Source organism: Pseudomonas sp. NPDC079367 (assembly GCF_044542195.1).
Taxonomy (GTDB): domain Bacteria; phylum Pseudomonadota; class Gammaproteobacteria; order Pseudomonadales; family Pseudomonadaceae; genus Aquipseudomonas.
Genome location: NZ_JBITTW010000015.1, coordinates 41493 through 58361 on the forward strand (window position 1 = coordinate 41493; position 16869 = coordinate 58361).

Below are 16869 nucleotides of genomic sequence, written 5' to 3' on the forward strand. Positions count from 1 at the left end.
GTGAGGTGCCGGATCGGCTGAACGCGTCGCCTTCCCTTTGGAGGGGTTGCTAAGGCAAGGGCATGTCGTCTCATGATCTGAAGTCAGGCCTGGAGTTTTGAGATTGTGTGCTTGGATGACCAAAAAAGAACGCGTTTAATGAGTGAGCAGCCTTGAGGCTGCCCGCTCATTGACTGATAGCTCAACGACTTCGTTTCTGTTTGAGGTGCTGCAAGATGATGAAAATATAGGACGCAAGCAATATCGCCACTAGCACAACAGGCACGCGTAGCAGCATAAGCATCACCGCTAGGCAACCAGCCAGGACTCCGACAAAGGCGAACACAGCTGCGAGAAGCTTGAGTACCGCTAACAGCAAAGGTTTCATAAGTGCCCCCGCACGGCCATCGACACGCAATCCTCGTTCCCGATCACGATGTGGTCGAGTGTCCTGACATCTACCAGGTAGGTGCCGGTGGCTTCTCCTGCTTTTAGCTTCTGCAGTTTCATCTATTGCTCCTTGGGCCGGTTTAGGTAGTAACGGATTGCGCCTGGCATTGGGTTGCAAGCTTTTCAGCTAGGTCTGGTTTGCTTGAATGCTGCGGTGGAGGTTTGGACGGGTGTTGATCGGCATTGGCTTCAACTGAAAAGAACTCTTCAATCACGGCGCTACTGTCTTCCTCGTTGTCCTCGAACGCACCGTTACCAAAGCAACGTCGTGCTGCCTCATCCAGCGCAATCTGATCGAAGCCAGCAGTCTGCCGTTGTGCGTCCAGTTCGTTGGCAGTCAGCAGCGCCTCGGCCATATCCATGCCGGTGCGTACGGTGAGATCGACGTAGAAGATTGGCGTGCCATGGCTCTGCCGAGTTGACTTCCCGCGCAGACGCAGCTCCAGCGGCAGGCAGGCTAGTCGGTTACCCGACATAGCCTGGAAGTAATGCAGGCGTGCGGCCAAGGTGCGGATGCTGTTAAAGCCGGTGGTGCGGAACACAAAGCTTCCGAGCGGATCGTCATCGCCGATCAGTACATTCAGCCGGCCGTAGGGTTTGCAGGCACCGCCTTTGGCCAGCGGGCAGGCATCAGGCGATGGGCAGGGCAACGATTGCATGCCGTCTCGGGTGACACGCTTGCATGTCTCGCCATTGCCCACGCACAGCGGCCGCCCAGATTGCCGGTCGAACAGCGTGTAGTCGGCGCGAAAATTCAGTTCAGGTTCGTTGAACAGCAGACGTACCGGGATGCTGCGTAGCTTGTACTCCTGGCTTTTGCGCAGCTCATCGTTGAACGGGTGCAGCAGCCAGCCTTCCTTGCCTTGCACCTGTGAAGTGATGGTGAACTGGTCATCTTTCTCCGGCAGGCGTTTGCCGTTCTTCTCGATGACCTTGCCTATGGAAATTCGCCCGAGTACCGGCGGGGTGATAGCCAGACCTTTGAGCATGGTGGTTCTCCTACAAAAGAGAAAAGGCCAGCCACGCAGCGTTAACTGTATGGGATGGCCAAAGGGAGGGAATGGTTAGGCGTGATTGGATTAGCCGACCAGAAAGCGCCTGCTGCCTTCCTTGAGCTTGGTGTAGCGAACCTGCAGGTAGGGTTTGTCCTTCAGCATGCGTTCAACATCGAGCACGTTGCTGTCTTTGGATTTCTTCCAGCTGATAAAGCCGTGGCTGAACTCCGCGCGGGTGGCATCTCCCATGGCCTGTTGCAGCAACTGCTTTAGCTGGGCTTCGCGCGTTTCCTTCTCGCTGATGGACTGGCGCACAGCTTTGAGCTCTAGGTAGGCCGCTGCCAAACCAGCGCGGCCACTGAAATCAGCGGTCTGGCCGTTGTCCTTCGGATAGAGCGCACGCAGTGCCATTTCAGCCGAGGCTGAACCATCAGCAGGCGGTGGTGTGTCTGTCTCGACGTAGTGCCAGAACTTACGCTCCAGCTCGATCAGGCGGGCAATCATCTGCTCGTCCCGTTCGATGCGGTGGATCTCTAGGGTCTGGCCGCCCAGCAATACAGCGACATCCGCAGCTTGCTTGCCGGTGACTGCAAGCTGGTGCATTACCTGCAGTTGCACATACTCGGGCACGCCTTCTTTCCAGAGGCGTGCGCCGTTTATGCCGGCTGTCTTGCATTCGAGGATCTGCACATCGTCAGCACCGATTACCTCTCGGTCGATGTTGGCCAGCATCCAGGACAACTCAGGGTTTGGATGCTGCAGTACGGCGTTGATGCGCCGTACGCGTTTGCTGGTGCGCTTGCTGTAATGCCAAGCCACGATCGGCTCCAGCACATTGCCCCAGTACATCGGGCTTTCCTCATCGTGCGGATCGGCCTTAGGCAAGGTGGTGTCGCGACCTGTTTTCTCCAGCCACAGCTCTAGCTGCGACTTGTAGGGATTTAGGCCTACTGCAGCGCCAGCATCCGAGCTGCCGATGCCCTGTTTACGCACCATCAGCCAATCTTCACGAGGCAGTTCCTTGGTACTGATTAAACGCAGCGCCGGGCGCGGCTTGCTGGCGCGGCTCAACGAAGTAGCTTTCATAGCGTTCACCTTGTGGAAATAGAAACGCCCGATCAGCAACCAGGCTGATCGGGCGTTATGGAGTGGAGGAGGTAAGCGGTTAGGCCACCAGTTGCAGAGCGGTGTCCAGGGCGCGTTGCTTGATCTGCGCACCTTGGCCGAACCAGGCCGAGTCCATGCGGTATTCGTTGCTGCGGGCGCGGCGCTCGTGATCGACAAACTCGGTCACTGCATTGAGCAGGCCCCATGCAGTGCCACGTGCCGAGTCGAGCTGACTGCCCCGACCACGACCCTCGTACAGTTCCTGAACCTTGCGCAGAGCGCGTTCGTTGGGCAGTACCTCCGGCAGTGCGCCGGTTGGACTCGTCTCACACAACACGGACATGAAGAACCCCAACGCCTCATGCCACTGCACCTTACGCTCAGACAAGGCCCGCATGCGGTACATAAACTCATCCCACTGCGAGACGGCGATGCCGAGCTGCTTCTTCACTGCTTTCGGATCGAAGCGGGTGTTGTGCGGCACCTTGATCGCGCGGCTGGTGCCGTCCAGGGCGATGGTCAGGGTGTTGTTGCACACCACTCGCACGGTGGTTGGTGTTGCTGTGGTGGCCAGGGTGCCGTCGCAGGATGTAGCCAGTAGCAAGTAGCCGTTGACCTGATCGTTACCCTTGAGCGCTGCGCCTTGCCCGGTACGCGCCAGCGCCCAGAATTTTCGACCACCCTTGAGCACGCCGGCGGTTTCCAGCTCATAGCCGGAAACCTCGGTAAGGTCACGATAAAACTCCAACACTTCCCGAGGCTGCACGGTGTGATAGCGCTGGGAGACCACCGACAGCGGTGCCTTGGTGTCCGAACGGAAGAGTACCTTCTGCTCGGAGAAGGAATGGATCGCGCCCAGGTGGCCGACGGTCTCTGATTTGAAAAGTACGGGGCTTTCCTGGATCGCCCAGTCCATGCCGGCTTCGCGTTGCCAGACTTCGATGGGTTGTTTCTGGGTGAGTTGATTACCTAGGCCATGCCACGGTGCAGCGCCAGCGTAGGCCATAGTTTCGACGAGATGGGCCATGGTTGAGATTCCTTTGGGTGCAGGCCGGCATAAAGCGCCGCGCCCAGCGCAGCACCGTCCGGACGATATGGATAGAAAAGGTGTGGTCCTGCCAGATCAGGCCGGAAGGTTAAAGCGGTGACCGCAGAGCAAGCAGAGGTTGTGGGCTAGGACGTGGCGATCAAGCGACTCACCCAGTTGGGCGCCGAGAGCGCAGCCGCCGACACCGCCGGCCAGTCCGCCGAGGATGGCACCTGACACTGAGCCGAGAGTTATGCCGACGGGCCCGGCAATAGCGCCGATTAGCGCACCAGCCTGACCACCTGCTAGAGCTGCGCTGACGCCACGCGCGGCACCACCTACTGTGCCGATGGCCGCGCCGACTTTCATAGCGTGATGGAAAGAAGCAACTTTTGGGGAGTGACAGCGAGGACACTGCAATGACATGGGATGAACCCTCCTGGTAGTGGTGTCATTGCTGTTATGTAGAGTTGAGATTTTTTTGAATCGAATCAATACGCCTTTGGGCGCGTGTTTTGGTCGCTATGGCAGCGAACGCATCCAGCCGCCTGTATTGGACCGCAATTATGATGAGTTGTGTCTGCTAAGCGAGGCGACACACATTGTCGTACCTACCAGTCAAGCTAGCGCCATTCGACAGCCGTAGGACATCGCTATGACAATTTCCCCGCGCCCGTTCACCCTTGTCTGTGCTCACTGTTCTTGGAGAAAAACGGTTCTGCCTCACAACGATTTGGCATCGCTCGGCCCAGCTGCGTTCATCCTTTGTCCTGAGTGTCATACCCCTTCGTTGGAGGGGCTGGAGGCCAATCGACATGAAATCCTCAGAACCCGCCTGGAACAATTTCTAAGCCTCAACGATTGACGTTTAAAGTCGCGACACCTTTTGTCGCTCTGCCCCGGTAAATGGTCAAAAAGACCTAGGAGGTTACGATTATGAAAAACCTGTTTGCCGTCATAGGACTTTGTGTGGTGCTAAAGAAAAGCTATGAACTGTATCGCGAGTACAGCGAACTGAAGCGCGAAAGGAACGCGCGCCAGTTTTCTCCCTCCTGAGTTAAGGGTAGAACCTCAAGTTCCGCACACCACTGCCGAAAGGCTTATGTCTTATGTCGATTACAATTGATGGCAAAACGCTACTTTAATCAGTAGCATCGACGCCAAATTGACGGCAGCCTCCTGGCTATCAGTTGACCCGCAGAACAAGGTAGTCATCATGTCCCAAGCGAAGGATACGCTGCTCAGGCTATTCGCATTACTGCGCCTGATCCCCACAGAACCGCAGCGAATTGCAGCTCCGACCCTGCTTGAAAAGCTTCGCGATAGAGGGTTTTCCGTAACACTTCGCTCGGTTCAGCGTGATTTGAACCGGTTGTCGACGCCTTTTTCGTTGCAATGCGACGAGAGCGAGATCCCGTTTCGTTGGAGCTTCACGCGGGATGCGCCGCTCAGATTGGAGGATATGGATGCCTCCACCGCACTGGCCTTGTATCTGTCGGAGAGCCATCTGACTACTTTGTTGCCGCAGACTGTTCTGGACCAGCTCGGTCCACAATTTCGACGCGCACGTAACTTCCTGGGTGATCTGGGCCACAACGGATTGGCCGATTGGGCGCGACGAGTTCGGGCGATTCCCAATGGGAAAACCTTGCTGCCTGCTGCGATCGATCCCGACGTCTGGGGGCAAGTGTCTACCGTTTTGCTGGAGCGCCGGCAACTGCAAGTGACTTATCAGAGTCGGAGCAAGGGCGAACTCAAACAGTTTCGCCTTCATCCGGCAGGCCTGGTATCGCGGCATGCCATCAGCTACTTGCTGGCTTCCGTAGATGGCTACGGCGACTTGCGCCAGTTTGCCCTGCACCGTATTCAGCATGTTCGTGTACTCGATGAGCCGTCCGTTTTGCATGCGGCCTTTGATGTGGACGATTACATCGCGACCGGCATATTCAGCCATCGTCAAACCGGCATAGAGGTAGAGCTGATCGCGGATGTTCATCCGCAGATTGCTTTCCTGCTTGGAGAGACTCCGCTGAGTCATGAGCAGACCTTGAGCGATATCCCCTCGCATACCTGGAAGCGTTTACGCGCCCAGGTGCCGCTGGATCGTGAAACGCTGTGGTGGATCTTTGGCCTGAACGACAACATCCGCGTGCATGGGCCACAGGTGTGGGTCGATGAGATAGGGGCCAGGTTGCACGGTATGCAAAACCTCTACACATCAGTTGACCACGCGACATGAACTGTCGCATGGCCATGGAAGACTGCGGCCGTTTGATTGCCAATGGATTAACGCTTGTCAGGTGCTCAAGGCGCCGGGCGATAGGGACAGAAACTGATGACGCGCTCCACCGTTACGCCCCTCAAATCCCGAAAAGTCGGAAGCTCGGTGTCTGCTGGCAACGCCACCTTCGATGTATTGGTGTTGGCCACAATGAGCGCAGGCAAAACGTCGTTTATCAACGCATTGATTGGCCAGGAACTGCTGCATACCGCCAATGAGGCCACCACTGCCTGTGTGACCCGTATAGAGCATCGTCAGGGCGCGCGGCGATTCAGTGGTGCCTGCTATTGCTACAACGACACCGAATTGGCCTCCCAGCCTTCGCCGTCAGTAGCGCTGCTGCAGGACTGGAACGCCAATGTCGAGGTCAAGCGCATCAGCCTGGCGGGAACCTTCAACGTGGTGCCGCGCCCGGCACCCGGTTTGGTGCTTCACGACACGCCAGGGCCAAATAACAGCCAGGATGAAAACCATGCCCGGTTGACGCTGGAGGCAATCCGCAACGTGTCGTTTAAGGCGCTTTGCTACGTGCTCAACGCTAGTCAACTGGGGACTCGTGACGATCGGTTGCTACTCGAACAGTTGCGCGAAGAACTCGCCGCCAAGCCTGCCCAGCCTATCTATTTCATCCTCAACAAAGTGGATTTGCTCGATCCGGAGAAGGGCGAAAGCATTGAGGGCTATGTGCACAACGCTCAGCGTTATTTGCGCGATATCGGTTTTGAACAGCCGATCATCATTCCGACAATGGCCAGTGCAGCGCTGTACGCGCGCAAGGCCCTGAGTGCCGAAACACTCACGCGCGCGCAGCGCTCTAAGTTGCGCCAAGTGCTCGATGACCTGGATGTCAACAAGTGCGCATTGCTCAATGCCACAGTCGCACCAGACCTGATCAAGCGTCGCGTCGGCAAGGCGCTCTATAACCTCGAACGCAAACTGCAGGCCAAGGAATCCGATACCCGAGCCTACGATAAAAACCGATTGCAGCAACTGGTCACCATCAGTGGGCTTAAAACCGTTGAAGCCCTTATCCATCATCAGCGCCGATTAGATGAGCAACCATGAATACTATTGAAATTATCCATAACCCTTTCATCGTCGAGACTCAGTTCCTGATCAGTGGCCAACCGCCGGCCGAAGGCTGCAAGCTGTCGAGCTATAAAGAATCGCGGCTGCAAGTGTGGATTGAGAAGCTGTTTGATGAGTTGAGCCAGTTGTTCAATGGTGACAATAACTTTGAGGTCACTTTCAGAGGCGTCGAGTCGGATTATCTGGACGTGGTTGACGCCGCAAAAGTGGCGATGGGCAAAGGCATGCAGGTCACCCTGCAGTTTATCGAAGCGGACCCGGCCGAAGAGCGCCTGACCCGTATTCGTGAGCTGATGGAGGAGGCCAAGCTCCATCCTGAATTTGAGCATTTCATTCGCGAGAATGCCGATGTCAGCCAGTCCTTTGAAGAAGCGTTCAATAAGGATTTTGACGTGTATGTGGTGGCGACTATGTCCTCGGGCAAGTCGACGCTGATCAACGCCATGCTTGGCCAGGACCTGTTACCGGCGGCCAACGAAGCCACTACCGCAACCATTGCGCGGATCACCGACAACGCATTAATGGGTCAACGCTTCGCAGCCCAGCGCGTGACGAATGATCACCGCGTTGCGGAAAACAGCGACAACGTAAGCCTGGAAGTGCTCCAGGCATGGAACAACCTGCCCGATACGATGCGCATCGATATCGAAGGCAAAATTCACGCGATTCAAGACCGTGACAGCGTACGCCTGGTATTGACCGACACGCCGGGCCCGAACAACAGCCAGGATGCAAAGCATCAGCTCAAAACGATGAGTTTCATTCAGGACTCTCAGCGCAACCCGCTGATTCTGTATGTGCTCAATGCCAGCCAATTGGGCACCAACGACGACAAAAACCTATTGGGGCTGGTCGCCGAAACCATGCGCAAGGGCGGAAAGCAGAGCAAGGATCGGTTCATTTTTGTCATCAACAAGATGGATGTGTTCGATCCTGAGAAAGGCGAGGACCTGCCATCCGTGCTGGCCCGCGTCAAAAACTACCTGGTTGAAAACGGTATTTTCAATCCGCTGATCTACCCGGTATCGGCCAACCTGACGCGGCTGCTGCGCAAGCCTCAGCACTTGCACTCACGCAAGGAACGCGGTGAGTTGAACTCCATGATGGACATGTTTGGCGAAGAGCCGAGCATGAACCTGCTGCAATACATGCCGATTACCGAGCGGGTCAAACGTAGCCTGCAAGAAAAGAAACTTCCCGAGATCGTGCTGAGCAGCGGATTGCCGGCGGTGGAGGCGATGATTGACGAGTACATCGACAAGTACAATTTTCCACATCGGGTCAAGCGCGCCTATGACGCGATGATCAAGGCCATTGCAGTCGGACTTAACGAAACCCAACTGATCGAGCAACTGGATCAGGACGAAAAGACGCTGGCGCATATCAATGAAGAGATCCTGGCGCTGGAGCTTCGGCAGGAGCAGGGGTTCGATACGCAGGCCTACAAGGACAAAATAGCGCGTGAAGGCAAGGTGTTGCCACGGGCCACCGAAGATGAACTCGCGACCTTGGAAAATGCTTCGGGTAAGTATCTCCGGTCGGTCAGTGAGCGGTTTATCGGGGAGGTTGAGCCGCGGATCGCTGAAATGCGGGTCAAGGAGGTTGAAGAGGAACTCCAGTTCCAGTACCGGAAACTCATCAATGCCTACGAGGCCGTATTTATCACGAGCCAACAAGTCATCCGTGATGATCTCCAGGCGGAGTATCAGCGTTATATCGTGGATCTGTTCAAGGACTGCCAGCATTTGAAGTTGCCGATTTTGGACAGCCTTCAAAAAGCCGCGGGTGATATCTCCTTCAATCTCACCATCAAGAGTGATGAGGTGCAAACCAAGCGGGTTGTGATTGACCGTTACGAAGTCAGCGACAGCAGTTGGTACAACCCTTTTTCATGGGGCTCTACCCGTACGGTTTACAAATATGGCGAAGAGAAGTCGGTTGACCTGGCCAAGCTCTGGAATCCCCGCAGCACCCGTATAAATACTGAGTTTGCTCGACTGGTCGTGGCCGCTCGCACAGAAATCGACAATGGCAAGACCGTCCTGATTGATCAGTTCATGGCCTTCATGGGGCGTGAGTTCGAAACCAAGTTCAATGAATTGATCGACTCGCTCAAAGAAAAAATGACCGATCGCGACGTTCGTAAACAAGCCCTTGAAGAGGCTCGTGAGTTGCAAGCGTGGATCAACCAATTCAAAGAAAAACTCGACGAAACCCTAGCGGTTTGACCTCGGAGCTTCTATGACGACTAACACCGCAATGATTGGAAAAGTCCGTGAGCAGTTCTTGGCGGCGCTCGATGACACACAGGTCGGCACTGAACTGTTGCAACAGATGGTGGATGCAGCGCGACAGCGCCCGGGAGTGATGGACGCTCACGAGGTGGATCGCATCACTCGCGCTATCGATGTGGATCCGGTGAGTTGGAACCCGGACTATTTCAGCCGGCAAAAGTTTTTCGCCGCCCGCAATTTCTCCGCGGAGCGGCTGGAACATTTAATCCAGGTTCGCGATGTGTTTCGTCAAAGAAACGAAAAGGGGTTCACACCCACAGATTCCGTTTCACCAGCGAGAAAAACACCGATGAACAATGCTTCCCTTGACTACCAGCCTTCCAGCAACCTCAAGCAGTTTGTCGACGAAGGCGACTTGCTGACGATCCGAACGGCGTTGCATCTGGAACTCAATGATCGTCGTCTGGATGGCGCCGATTTGCATGCTGCACTTGTGTGGATCAAAGGCAAAGTCCCCGGAATTTTCGAGACCTACGCAGAGGGGGCTTTTGCGCGCGAACCTGTTGCAGATGAGAAACAATGGACCGAGGATTACTACGACCTCCAGGTTACATACCTGAAAACTAACTTTTCAGAACAGCGCTTTGTGCATTTGATCGAAGTTCGCGATCTGTTGCGCAATAGTGCTGTCGAGGGCTTTGCTTCGACTAAGGCGGCAGCGCCAAAACAAACTACCGGTGCATATTCCGCTCCTGCGGTGGCTCAAGCATCACCTCGCAGCTCCCGCCAGGCTATTCCCGACACCGCACCGGATCGCAACCCCGCCTTCAGGACCGCACTGCTAATTGGCGGTGCGATTGCCGCGGTGGTCGTGTTCCTTGTGGCATTGGTTCGGTGAGCGTATGACAACTTCTATACTGACCCGAACCGCACTGCAGGACATACGTGAAAACGCTGGCCTGACCCTTGAGGCAGGGCGCGCACTGATCAATCGCAGTTACCTGTCGGAACTGGAACGTTATCCGGTCCATGCCTTCGCGGAGAAGGGGCTGCGGTTCAATGCGGCCAGTGATGGGCGGATTTTCCGCGTCGAGCGCATCGTCCAAGACAACAAACAATCCGTGCTTGAAAGCACGACGGCCGCTTACACCGCACTGGGTGCTGCGGGTTACTCGGTTTTCTTGATATTGCGTTCTAACGGTATTGAAACCGACCTATATATCGGTACCCGGGGGGAGCCCGGCAAAACTCTCGGGCACAGTTCCGGCGAGTTGCTGCGGGAGACTTTCAAGGGACACTTCTCGGGCAGCTCATTAGTGCCGCTGCAGCAACAAGAGGCTGACGTCTTGCTGGGGGCGGTCCAGGCCGAAAAGGCTAACCCTTCGGCGAGTATCACGGCGGTCACAGGTGTTCCTGCGTTGTCGACGGAGAACCGCGAGCACTTCATGCAAGGGCTCGAGCGCTTTATCGATGCGGCTGAGCGCCGTGTGTATCATGCGATAATCCTTGCTGAGCCGGTTTCGTCACAAAACCTTGACCTAATTCGTGCCGGTTATGAGCAAGTGGCCACACACCTTTCGCCCTTGCTCAAGCAACAATTATCGTTCGGCGAGCAGGACAGCGATTCCGTTGGGCTGAGCATCAGCCAGGGCTTAAGTGACTCCCTTGGGCACAGCCTTGGGCTGACCGAGACCAAGGGTACTTCGACAACGCTGGGTACATCTACCACTGACACCACCGGTACCAGCGAATCGTTTAGTGCGCAGACCCTGACCTCGAAAACGGTCGCTATCGGTGCCAATGTGCTCGGTATGGTGGGTGGTGCGACATTGGGGCCATTCGGCGCGATGCTCGGTAGTCAGATCGGCTCGGCCGCTGCAGCGCTGCTCAACGAACAACGCACCACCGGCACCAGTCAGTCGACGTCCACAGGTCGCAATGAAAGCCACGGCACGTCCTTCAGTGAGGCCGCGTCGAAGACCACCTCGACCACACACACCACCAGCACCACCGACACTCATTCGTTGAACAAAACCCTGGGCTCTAATCGGCAGATTTCGATTGAGACCGTGGACAAGACCATCGAGCAGTTGCTCAGCAAAATCGATCACCACCTCGAGCGTATCGACGAAGCCAAGACATACGGCGGCTGGAACTCGGCGGCGTATTTCATCGGTGACAGCACTGCGTCGTCCGAATCGTTGGCGAGTATCTTTCTTGGGCTGGTACGCGGCAGCAAGTCCAGCCATGAAGACTTCGCCCTGACCACCTGGAAATCTGCCAACAAGTCCGCTGTGCTGGACTGGCTCAGCGCGTTCAGCCATCCGCAATTGAAGCCGGGGTTTTCGAAAAAGATCCCGATCAGTTACCTCACGCCCGCCACGCTGGTGTCTGGTAAGGAGATGGCGATCCAATTGAGCCTGCCCCGACGCTCCACCTCCACGGTGGCCGTGCTGGAAACCCAGGCGTTCGGCCGCAAGGTGCAGCGCCTGGATGGTCACAGCAGTGAGCCAGGCAAGGGCAAGACACTGACCTTGGGCAACATCCGCCACTTGTGGGAAAACCTGCCGCAAAAGATCGAGTTGAGCCTCGATCAATTGGCCAGCCATGTGTTTGTCAGTGGTTCGACCGGTGCCGGTAAAAGCAACACGCTGTATGAAATGCTCAGCCAAATTAGCGCCGCCGGCGTGCCATTCCTGGTGATTGAGCCGGCCAAGGGCGAGTACAAACACGTCTTTGGTCATCGCGATGACGTCAATGTATTCGGCACGCATCCGGCCCACTTTGAATTGTTGCGCATCAACCCGTTCCGCTTCCCGTTGGCCATTCATGTGCTGGAGCACGTTGATCGGCTCGTGGAAATCTTCAACGTCTGCTGGCCGATGTATGCCGCAATGCCTGCCGTACTCAAAGAGGCAATCCTGCAGGCGTATCAGCAATGTGGTTGGGACTTGGACGCGTCGACCAACCGTTACAGCGATGCATTGTTTCCGACGTTCAGTGACCTGCTCAGTACCCTGCAAAGCGTGATCGAGGCCTCCGCGTACTCCCAGGAGCTCAAAGGTAACTACATCGGTTCGCTGTCCACGCGGATCAAATCCCTGACCAATGGCTTGAATGGGCAGATTTTTACCGCTAACGAAATCGACAGCGCAGTGCTGTTTGATCAGAGCGCAATCGTGGACCTGAGCCGCGTCGGCTCGTCCGAGACCAAGGCCCTGATCATGGGGATCCTGGTGATGCGCCTGAGTGAGCACCGAATGGCCTGTGGTGGCATGAACCAGCCGCTGCGCCACGTCACAGTCCTTGAGGAAGCGCACAACATCCTCAAGCGCAGCCCGTCCGAAGGCGGTGCTGAAGGGGCAAATGTGGTCGGCAAGTCAGTGGAGATGCTGACCAATGCCATCGCCGAAATGCGCACCTATGGTGAAGGTTTCATCATTGCCGACCAGTCGCCCCATGCGGTGGATATCGCCGCGATTCGCAACACCAACACCAAAATAATCATGCGCCTGCCGGATGAAATGGACCGTCGTTTAATCGGCAAGTCGGTGGCGTTGCGTGATGACCAGCTTGAAGAAATCGCCAAGTTACCCAAAGGCGTCGCCATCGTTTATCAAAATGACTGGCTGGAGCCGGTGCTGTGTCAGGTGAAGAAATTCGCCGGGTATGAAACCCCTTATGTGTATACCGCCAATGACAAGCGCGCCGTGCGTAGCCAGGATTTCAACCTGCAGGTACTCAACCTGCTGCTGAGCAACCGTATCCGCACGCCAGTCGCCTTGGATTTAGCGTTGCTGGAAAATGGCTTGTGTGAATTGCCGTTGCTGGCTCGCAGCAAAATTGCGCTGTTCGAGGCGCTCAATGCCCACAAAGAAGAGAAGCCGTCGGCGCTGTGCAAGCCCGAGGCATTTGCCTACGCCGCACAATTGGTGGTCGATGTGCTCGGTTGCCGGCAGCAGGTTCAGCAGATCATTCAAACGGCGACCGATTACGGGCAACTCAGCAATCAACTGGACCAGCTGCTCCACGAGCGAGCGACAGCCTTGAGCACTGAGCTGGCCCTGGCGACCCAGCAATGCTTGATGAAGGATTACAGCCTCCAGCACGAGAGCCATATCGATATTTATTCTGCATGGCGTGCGCGCCTCGAAACAGGGAGCGTTCTGTGAACTTTGAAAATTTCTTTGCTGGAAAAACCGAGGTTCCGTCCAACCTGGCGTTACTGGCGCGCGAAATGCCGGACCGCTGCCTGATCGTTGTCGAGCTTGATCGACCTATCGTGCTCACCCAGGAAACCCGCCTGGAGCTACCGCAAATGTCGCCGGAAACCCGTGAGCGGCTTGAACTGCTGGGCGTTCCAAAAGAGGTTCTGGATGCTATCGGTAGTGAAGCCGAAGCGAAAATCTATGAAGGCGCGAATCTTGAACCGGCCGAGGTCAATGGCAAGGATGCACTGATTCGTACCGACATCGATTACGATCAAAAAGATTATATGGGTACCACCAACCTGGACCGGATGAAGTCGGGAAGGGCTCCGCTGGATGCCAACGGAAAGCCGATCGAGTTACATCACATCGGCCAGAAACAGGACTCGCCATTGGCAGAATTGACCAGCGCTGAGCACCGTGGCAACGGAAACGATAACGTGCTGCACAACAAACAGAAGGAGTCCGAGATCAATCGCGAGGACTTCGATAAAGAGCGAAAAGACTACTGGAAGGCGCGAGCCGAACAGATTGAGAATCAGCGCTGAGGGCGAATCTTATGAAAAAACTTGAACAACTCGTTGATCTCCATCAGGCCAACACCCGGCCAGTAGATACCGCCAGCATCCAGAATCTTGAGGAGAAACTGGGATTCGCACTGTCTGACGAATACAAGCGCTACCTGTCGGCTTTTGGAGTCATTGTCTTTGACGCCTACGAAACGTATGGCCTAGGCGTGCCTGACGACTATTACCTGAATGTCTTTGCCGCATTCTCGGACCTGGGCCGTGACCCGACCTACCCGAAAAATACTGTGCCACTGCTGGAGATTGGTGATGGTCAATACTACCTGTACGACAACCAGGCACGAAAACTTCTGATTTGGGCTACACCGAATGGCGGCATTGTGCGTGTCTTGGAAGACGGGCTGGAAGCCTTTTTGATCAAGCATGTCTTCGCAGGCTAGTTGAACGCAGTTTGCAGACATAGACGTTACTCTTTTTCGTACGGCTACGTGCTGCAAGTTCTATTCGATGAACAGTGTCTTTAGATGGCTGTATCGCTTGAGTCGGCTGCTTGGCACCCTGAGAGGTGGGGGAGCAAGCCCGATGCACAATCCAGGCAGACGACGGTCATGGTTTGGTGATTACTTATCACCTGTTGAAGCTACTTCGTTAGCGTATTGAGACGACCTTCGTGTCTCGGTTGCTCTGGATGGCCGAGATCGAAAGATTGCCGGTAGCTGCTTCTTGGATGTGTTCGCTCCACCACTTCATCATTGGACGCCTGCGCTCGATGTAGTCCGCTCGGTTATAGGCGCTGCGGACCTCGTCTTTATCGACGTGTGCAAGCGCTACCTCAATCAACTCAGGATCCCAGCCGTGTTCGTTGAGAGTAGTGCTTGCCATTGATCGCATGCCATGGCTCACCAACCGACCTTCGAAGCCCATGCGCTTTAGCGCCATGTTGGCGGTCTGGCTGTTGCAATGGGTCCGAGGGTCCCGGTCTGCAGGAAATACATACTCTCGGTGTCCGCTGTAGGGTTTGATTGCCTCCAGCAGTCCCAATGCTTGATCTGTGAGCGGCACGATATGTACGCGGCGTTTCTTCATGCGCTCAGCAGGAATCGTCCAGATCTTCTTCTCGAAGTCGATGTCGACCCAGCGCGTGGTTGCAGCCTCCGCTGGGCGAGTCATGGTATTGAGCTGCCATTCAATCAGACAGCGCGTAGTTCTTTTTATGCTGGCATTAGCAATTGCCACCATGAGCTCTTTCAGCTCATCTGGAGCAAGTGCCGCCATGTTTTTCTTTTTCGGCTTCTTGAAGACGGAGCGAATCCCGCTGAGTGGGTTCGCGTGTATCAGTCCTGAGTTGACCCCGTAAGTCATGATCTCATTGAGTCGCTGTGACAGCCGTTTAACGGTTTCAAGGCTACCTTTGGTTTCGAGTGGTCGAAGAAGGTTGATGACTTGTGGTGCGCTGATTGCTGAAATCTGTGTGGTGGCCAAGTCTGGAAAAACGTGCAGCGTCAACGAACGCCAGATGTCCTCGGCATAAGCTGGTGTCACCGCATCCTTCTTCAGTTCATACCAGGACGTCGCGACATTCTGGAATGTGTGCTCGGTTTCAGCTTGCTTTGCTTGCAGCACTGCATCCCGTTGTTCTTTGGGATCGAGGCCTTGGGCAAGTATTTCCCGAGCTGCAATGGAGCCTTTTCGTGCCAGCGCTAGCGAGACTTCAGGGAAGGTCCCGAGGCCCATGTTGATTCGCTTCTTCGTCACGGGGTGTCGATAGTTGAAGTTCCATAGCTTTGAGCCATTACTTCTCACTCGCATTTGAAGTCCGCCGCCGTCGAACAGGACGTAGTCCTTTTCAGCAGGCTTGGCAGATTTGATTTTGAGTTCAGAGAGGCGAACCGCTTGTGCGCACATTGGCATTCCAGGGTGGGGTTGGCATTCCAAAAATTAGCACTGTTGGGCTTGGAATGCCAATTGGAATGCCATAAAGGGTAGCTGCTCTTGGACGTTCGTGGACGCTGATGGCGCTGAAACCCGCGTATTCACTGGATTCCAGGCATAAAAAAAGACGTCCGTGGACGTCTTTAGATGATAAGGTGGTGGAGCCGGGGGGATTTGAACCCCCGTCTAAGCCTCGTAGCATGCGGCTTTCAGCTCAGAGGTTGGCATAAACCTGGCATTTATGAAATTGAGCAACCGTTCCGCTTTTAAACCCGGCGACTAAACGAATAGGTTGTGCTCGTTTAAATTCATAAATTATGTTGCTGGCACAATGAACCATCTATAGAATCGCGCATCCATTTCGCCGTGGTTGATAAAGCAGTGGACGCTCAAGTAGAACCCCAAGCAGCCGATACCCTACAGGCAGCTGACGATACGAATACGTTAAAGCTGATGCTTCCTGATGAAATTTCGGTTGCAAGCGTGGCGCCTATCCTGGACGCTCTGGCAGCAGCGGCGACAGGAGAGAAAATTGAGCTACATTTACGTCACAATGGCGGTGGCGACGTAGATCAGATGATCGAACTGATAAAAAATCTTCATGAGACAAAAGCGTCCGTTGAGATTACTTTCAGTAGATACGTGATGAGTGCCGCAGCCACTATTTGGTTGTGGTTTCGAGTGTGGCCTACTGCGAGAGTGCAATCACTTCCTCCTCGAAAGCCTGGCGTAGTCATGTATCACCGGCCTCGTCTTGGCGAAGGCTTGTACATCTGCTTTACAGATGAAATGGATGATGGGCACGTGCTGAAGGCCCATTTTGAGAAGAAATTCAAGCTCTTCGATTTGCTTTTCGAAGAGATGTATCTACGGATGCTTGCTTCGGGGAACGAAGGCCAACCGGCCGCAGTCCCAGAAGAGGCCAAGATCCATGAGCAGAATGGCTTGTCCTACCGCCATGCGATTTACAGGATGCGTGATTCGTATTACGGGAACCAAGACTGCTTGATTCCCGTCTAAGAAATACAACGGAGTGGAGA

Annotated in this window: 14 protein-coding genes; 8 read left to right on the forward strand and 6 right to left on the reverse strand. The window is 55.2% G+C overall.

What is annotated here, in order from left to right; translation table 11 throughout:
• Nucleotides 1-363: 363 nt before the first annotated feature.
• From ACIGDJ_RS14390 to ACIGDJ_RS14410, 5 genes are all read right to left on the reverse strand, one after another.
• Nucleotides 364-489, reverse strand: coding sequence for a hypothetical protein (locus ACIGDJ_RS14390; protein WP_256675353.1), 126 nt, complete (start codon nucleotides 487-489; stop codon nucleotides 364-366).
• Between the two features lie 20 nt (nucleotides 490-509).
• Entirely contained in the window at nucleotides 510-1418 is a 909-nt protein-coding gene (locus tag ACIGDJ_RS14395) for a hydrolase or metal-binding protein (RefSeq protein WP_143979020.1), read from the reverse strand.
• 90 nt (nucleotides 1419-1508) lie between these two features.
• The gene (locus ACIGDJ_RS14400) at nucleotides 1509-2510 is read right to left on the reverse strand and encodes a YqaJ viral recombinase family protein (protein WP_143979019.1); all 1002 of its coding nucleotides are present in this window, start codon (nucleotides 2508-2510) and stop codon (nucleotides 1509-1511) included.
• Between the two features lie 79 nt (nucleotides 2511-2589).
• Nucleotides 2590-3558, reverse strand: coding sequence for a DUF932 domain-containing protein (locus ACIGDJ_RS14405; RefSeq protein WP_143979018.1), 969 nt, complete (start codon nucleotides 3556-3558; stop codon nucleotides 2590-2592).
• A 96-nt stretch (nucleotides 3559-3654) separates the two neighbouring features.
• Nucleotides 3655-3927 (reverse strand): hypothetical protein, encoded by a 273-nt coding sequence (locus ACIGDJ_RS14410; protein WP_225739969.1) that lies wholly within the window; start codon nucleotides 3925-3927, stop codon nucleotides 3655-3657.
• A gap of 847 nt (nucleotides 3928-4774) precedes the next feature.
• Here ACIGDJ_RS14410 and ACIGDJ_RS14415 point away from each other — a divergent pair.
• The 7 genes from ACIGDJ_RS14415 to ACIGDJ_RS14445 all read left to right on the forward strand — a co-directional run bounded on the left by ACIGDJ_RS14415 (nucleotide 4775) and on the right by ACIGDJ_RS14445 (nucleotide 14337).
• On the forward strand, nucleotides 4775-5797 hold the full coding sequence (locus ACIGDJ_RS14415; protein ID WP_024657954.1) for a YafY family protein: 1023 nt from the start codon (nucleotides 4775-4777) through the stop codon (nucleotides 5795-5797).
• A 96-nt stretch (nucleotides 5798-5893) separates the two neighbouring features.
• Nucleotides 5894-6904, forward strand: a complete 1011-nt coding sequence (locus ACIGDJ_RS14420; RefSeq protein WP_225739943.1) for a dynamin family protein — start codon at nucleotides 5894-5896, stop codon at nucleotides 6902-6904.
• Complete coding sequence (locus ACIGDJ_RS14425) at nucleotides 6901-9156, forward strand: dynamin family protein (RefSeq protein WP_122500325.1); 2256 nt, start codon at nucleotides 6901-6903, stop codon at nucleotides 9154-9156. The genes ACIGDJ_RS14420 and ACIGDJ_RS14425 overlap by 4 nt, the downstream gene beginning before the upstream one ends.
• Before the next feature lie 13 nt (nucleotides 9157-9169).
• Nucleotides 9170-10060, forward strand: a complete 891-nt coding sequence (locus ACIGDJ_RS14430; protein ID WP_143979016.1) for a hypothetical protein — start codon at nucleotides 9170-9172, stop codon at nucleotides 10058-10060.
• A 4-nt stretch (nucleotides 10061-10064) separates the two neighbouring features.
• Complete coding sequence (locus ACIGDJ_RS14435; protein WP_397478815.1) at nucleotides 10065-13334, forward strand: ATP-binding protein; 3270 nt, start codon at nucleotides 10065-10067, stop codon at nucleotides 13332-13334.
• Nucleotides 13331-13918: an HNH/ENDO VII family nuclease gene (locus ACIGDJ_RS14440; RefSeq protein WP_057406260.1), complete on the forward strand. Its 588-nt coding sequence runs from the start codon at nucleotides 13331-13333 to the stop codon at nucleotides 13916-13918. Before ACIGDJ_RS14435 ends, ACIGDJ_RS14440 begins: the two co-directional genes overlap by 4 nt.
• 11 nt (nucleotides 13919-13929) lie before the next feature.
• Nucleotides 13930-14337 (forward strand): SMI1/KNR4 family protein, encoded by a 408-nt coding sequence (locus tag ACIGDJ_RS14445; protein ID WP_143979015.1) that lies wholly within the window; start codon nucleotides 13930-13932, stop codon nucleotides 14335-14337.
• 208 nt (nucleotides 14338-14545) lie between these two features.
• On the opposite strand, the gene ACIGDJ_RS14450 is transcribed toward ACIGDJ_RS14445, so the two are convergent.
• Nucleotides 14546-15802: an integrase domain-containing protein gene (locus ACIGDJ_RS14450; protein WP_143979014.1), complete on the reverse strand. Its 1257-nt coding sequence runs from the start codon at nucleotides 15800-15802 to the stop codon at nucleotides 14546-14548.
• A gap of 408 nt (nucleotides 15803-16210) precedes the next feature.
• Between ACIGDJ_RS14450 and ACIGDJ_RS14455 the strand changes: the two genes are divergently transcribed.
• On the forward strand, nucleotides 16211-16849 hold the full coding sequence (locus tag ACIGDJ_RS14455) for a hypothetical protein (RefSeq protein WP_397478816.1): 639 nt from the start codon (nucleotides 16211-16213) through the stop codon (nucleotides 16847-16849).
• The last annotated feature ends 20 nt before the right edge of the window (nucleotides 16850-16869 follow it).

Coding starts and splice junctions, on each gene's coding strand:
- ACIGDJ_RS14405 (WP_143979018.1), bottom strand. CDS start 3,558: ATGGCCCATCTCGTCGAAACTATGGCCTACGCTGGCGCTGCACCGTGG.
- ACIGDJ_RS14415 (WP_024657954.1), top strand. CDS start 4,775: ATGTCCCAAGCGAAGGATACGCTGCTCAGGCTATTCGCATTACTGCGC.
- ACIGDJ_RS14410 (WP_225739969.1), bottom strand. CDS start 3,927: ATGAAAGTCGGCGCGGCCATCGGCACAGTAGGTGGTGCCGCGCGTGGC.
- ACIGDJ_RS14425 (WP_122500325.1), top strand. CDS start 6,901: ATGAATACTATTGAAATTATCCATAACCCTTTCATCGTCGAGACTCAG.
- ACIGDJ_RS14390 (WP_256675353.1), bottom strand. CDS start 489: ATGAAACTGCAGAAGCTAAAAGCAGGAGAAGCCACCGGCACCTACCTG.
- ACIGDJ_RS14430 (WP_143979016.1), top strand. CDS start 9,170: ATGACGACTAACACCGCAATGATTGGAAAAGTCCGTGAGCAGTTCTTG.
- ACIGDJ_RS14400 (WP_143979019.1), bottom strand. CDS start 2,510: ATGAAAGCTACTTCGTTGAGCCGCGCCAGCAAGCCGCGCCCGGCGCTG.
- ACIGDJ_RS14435 (WP_397478815.1), top strand. CDS start 10,065: ATGACAACTTCTATACTGACCCGAACCGCACTGCAGGACATACGTGAA.
- ACIGDJ_RS14395 (WP_143979020.1), bottom strand. CDS start 1,418: ATGCTCAAAGGTCTGGCTATCACCCCGCCGGTACTCGGGCGAATTTCC.
- ACIGDJ_RS14420 (WP_225739943.1), top strand. CDS start 5,894: ATGACGCGCTCCACCGTTACGCCCCTCAAATCCCGAAAAGTCGGAAGC.
- ACIGDJ_RS14450 (WP_143979014.1), bottom strand. CDS start 15,802: ATGTGCGCACAAGCGGTTCGCCTCTCTGAACTCAAAATCAAATCTGCC.
- ACIGDJ_RS14445 (WP_143979015.1), top strand. CDS start 13,930: ATGAAAAAACTTGAACAACTCGTTGATCTCCATCAGGCCAACACCCGG.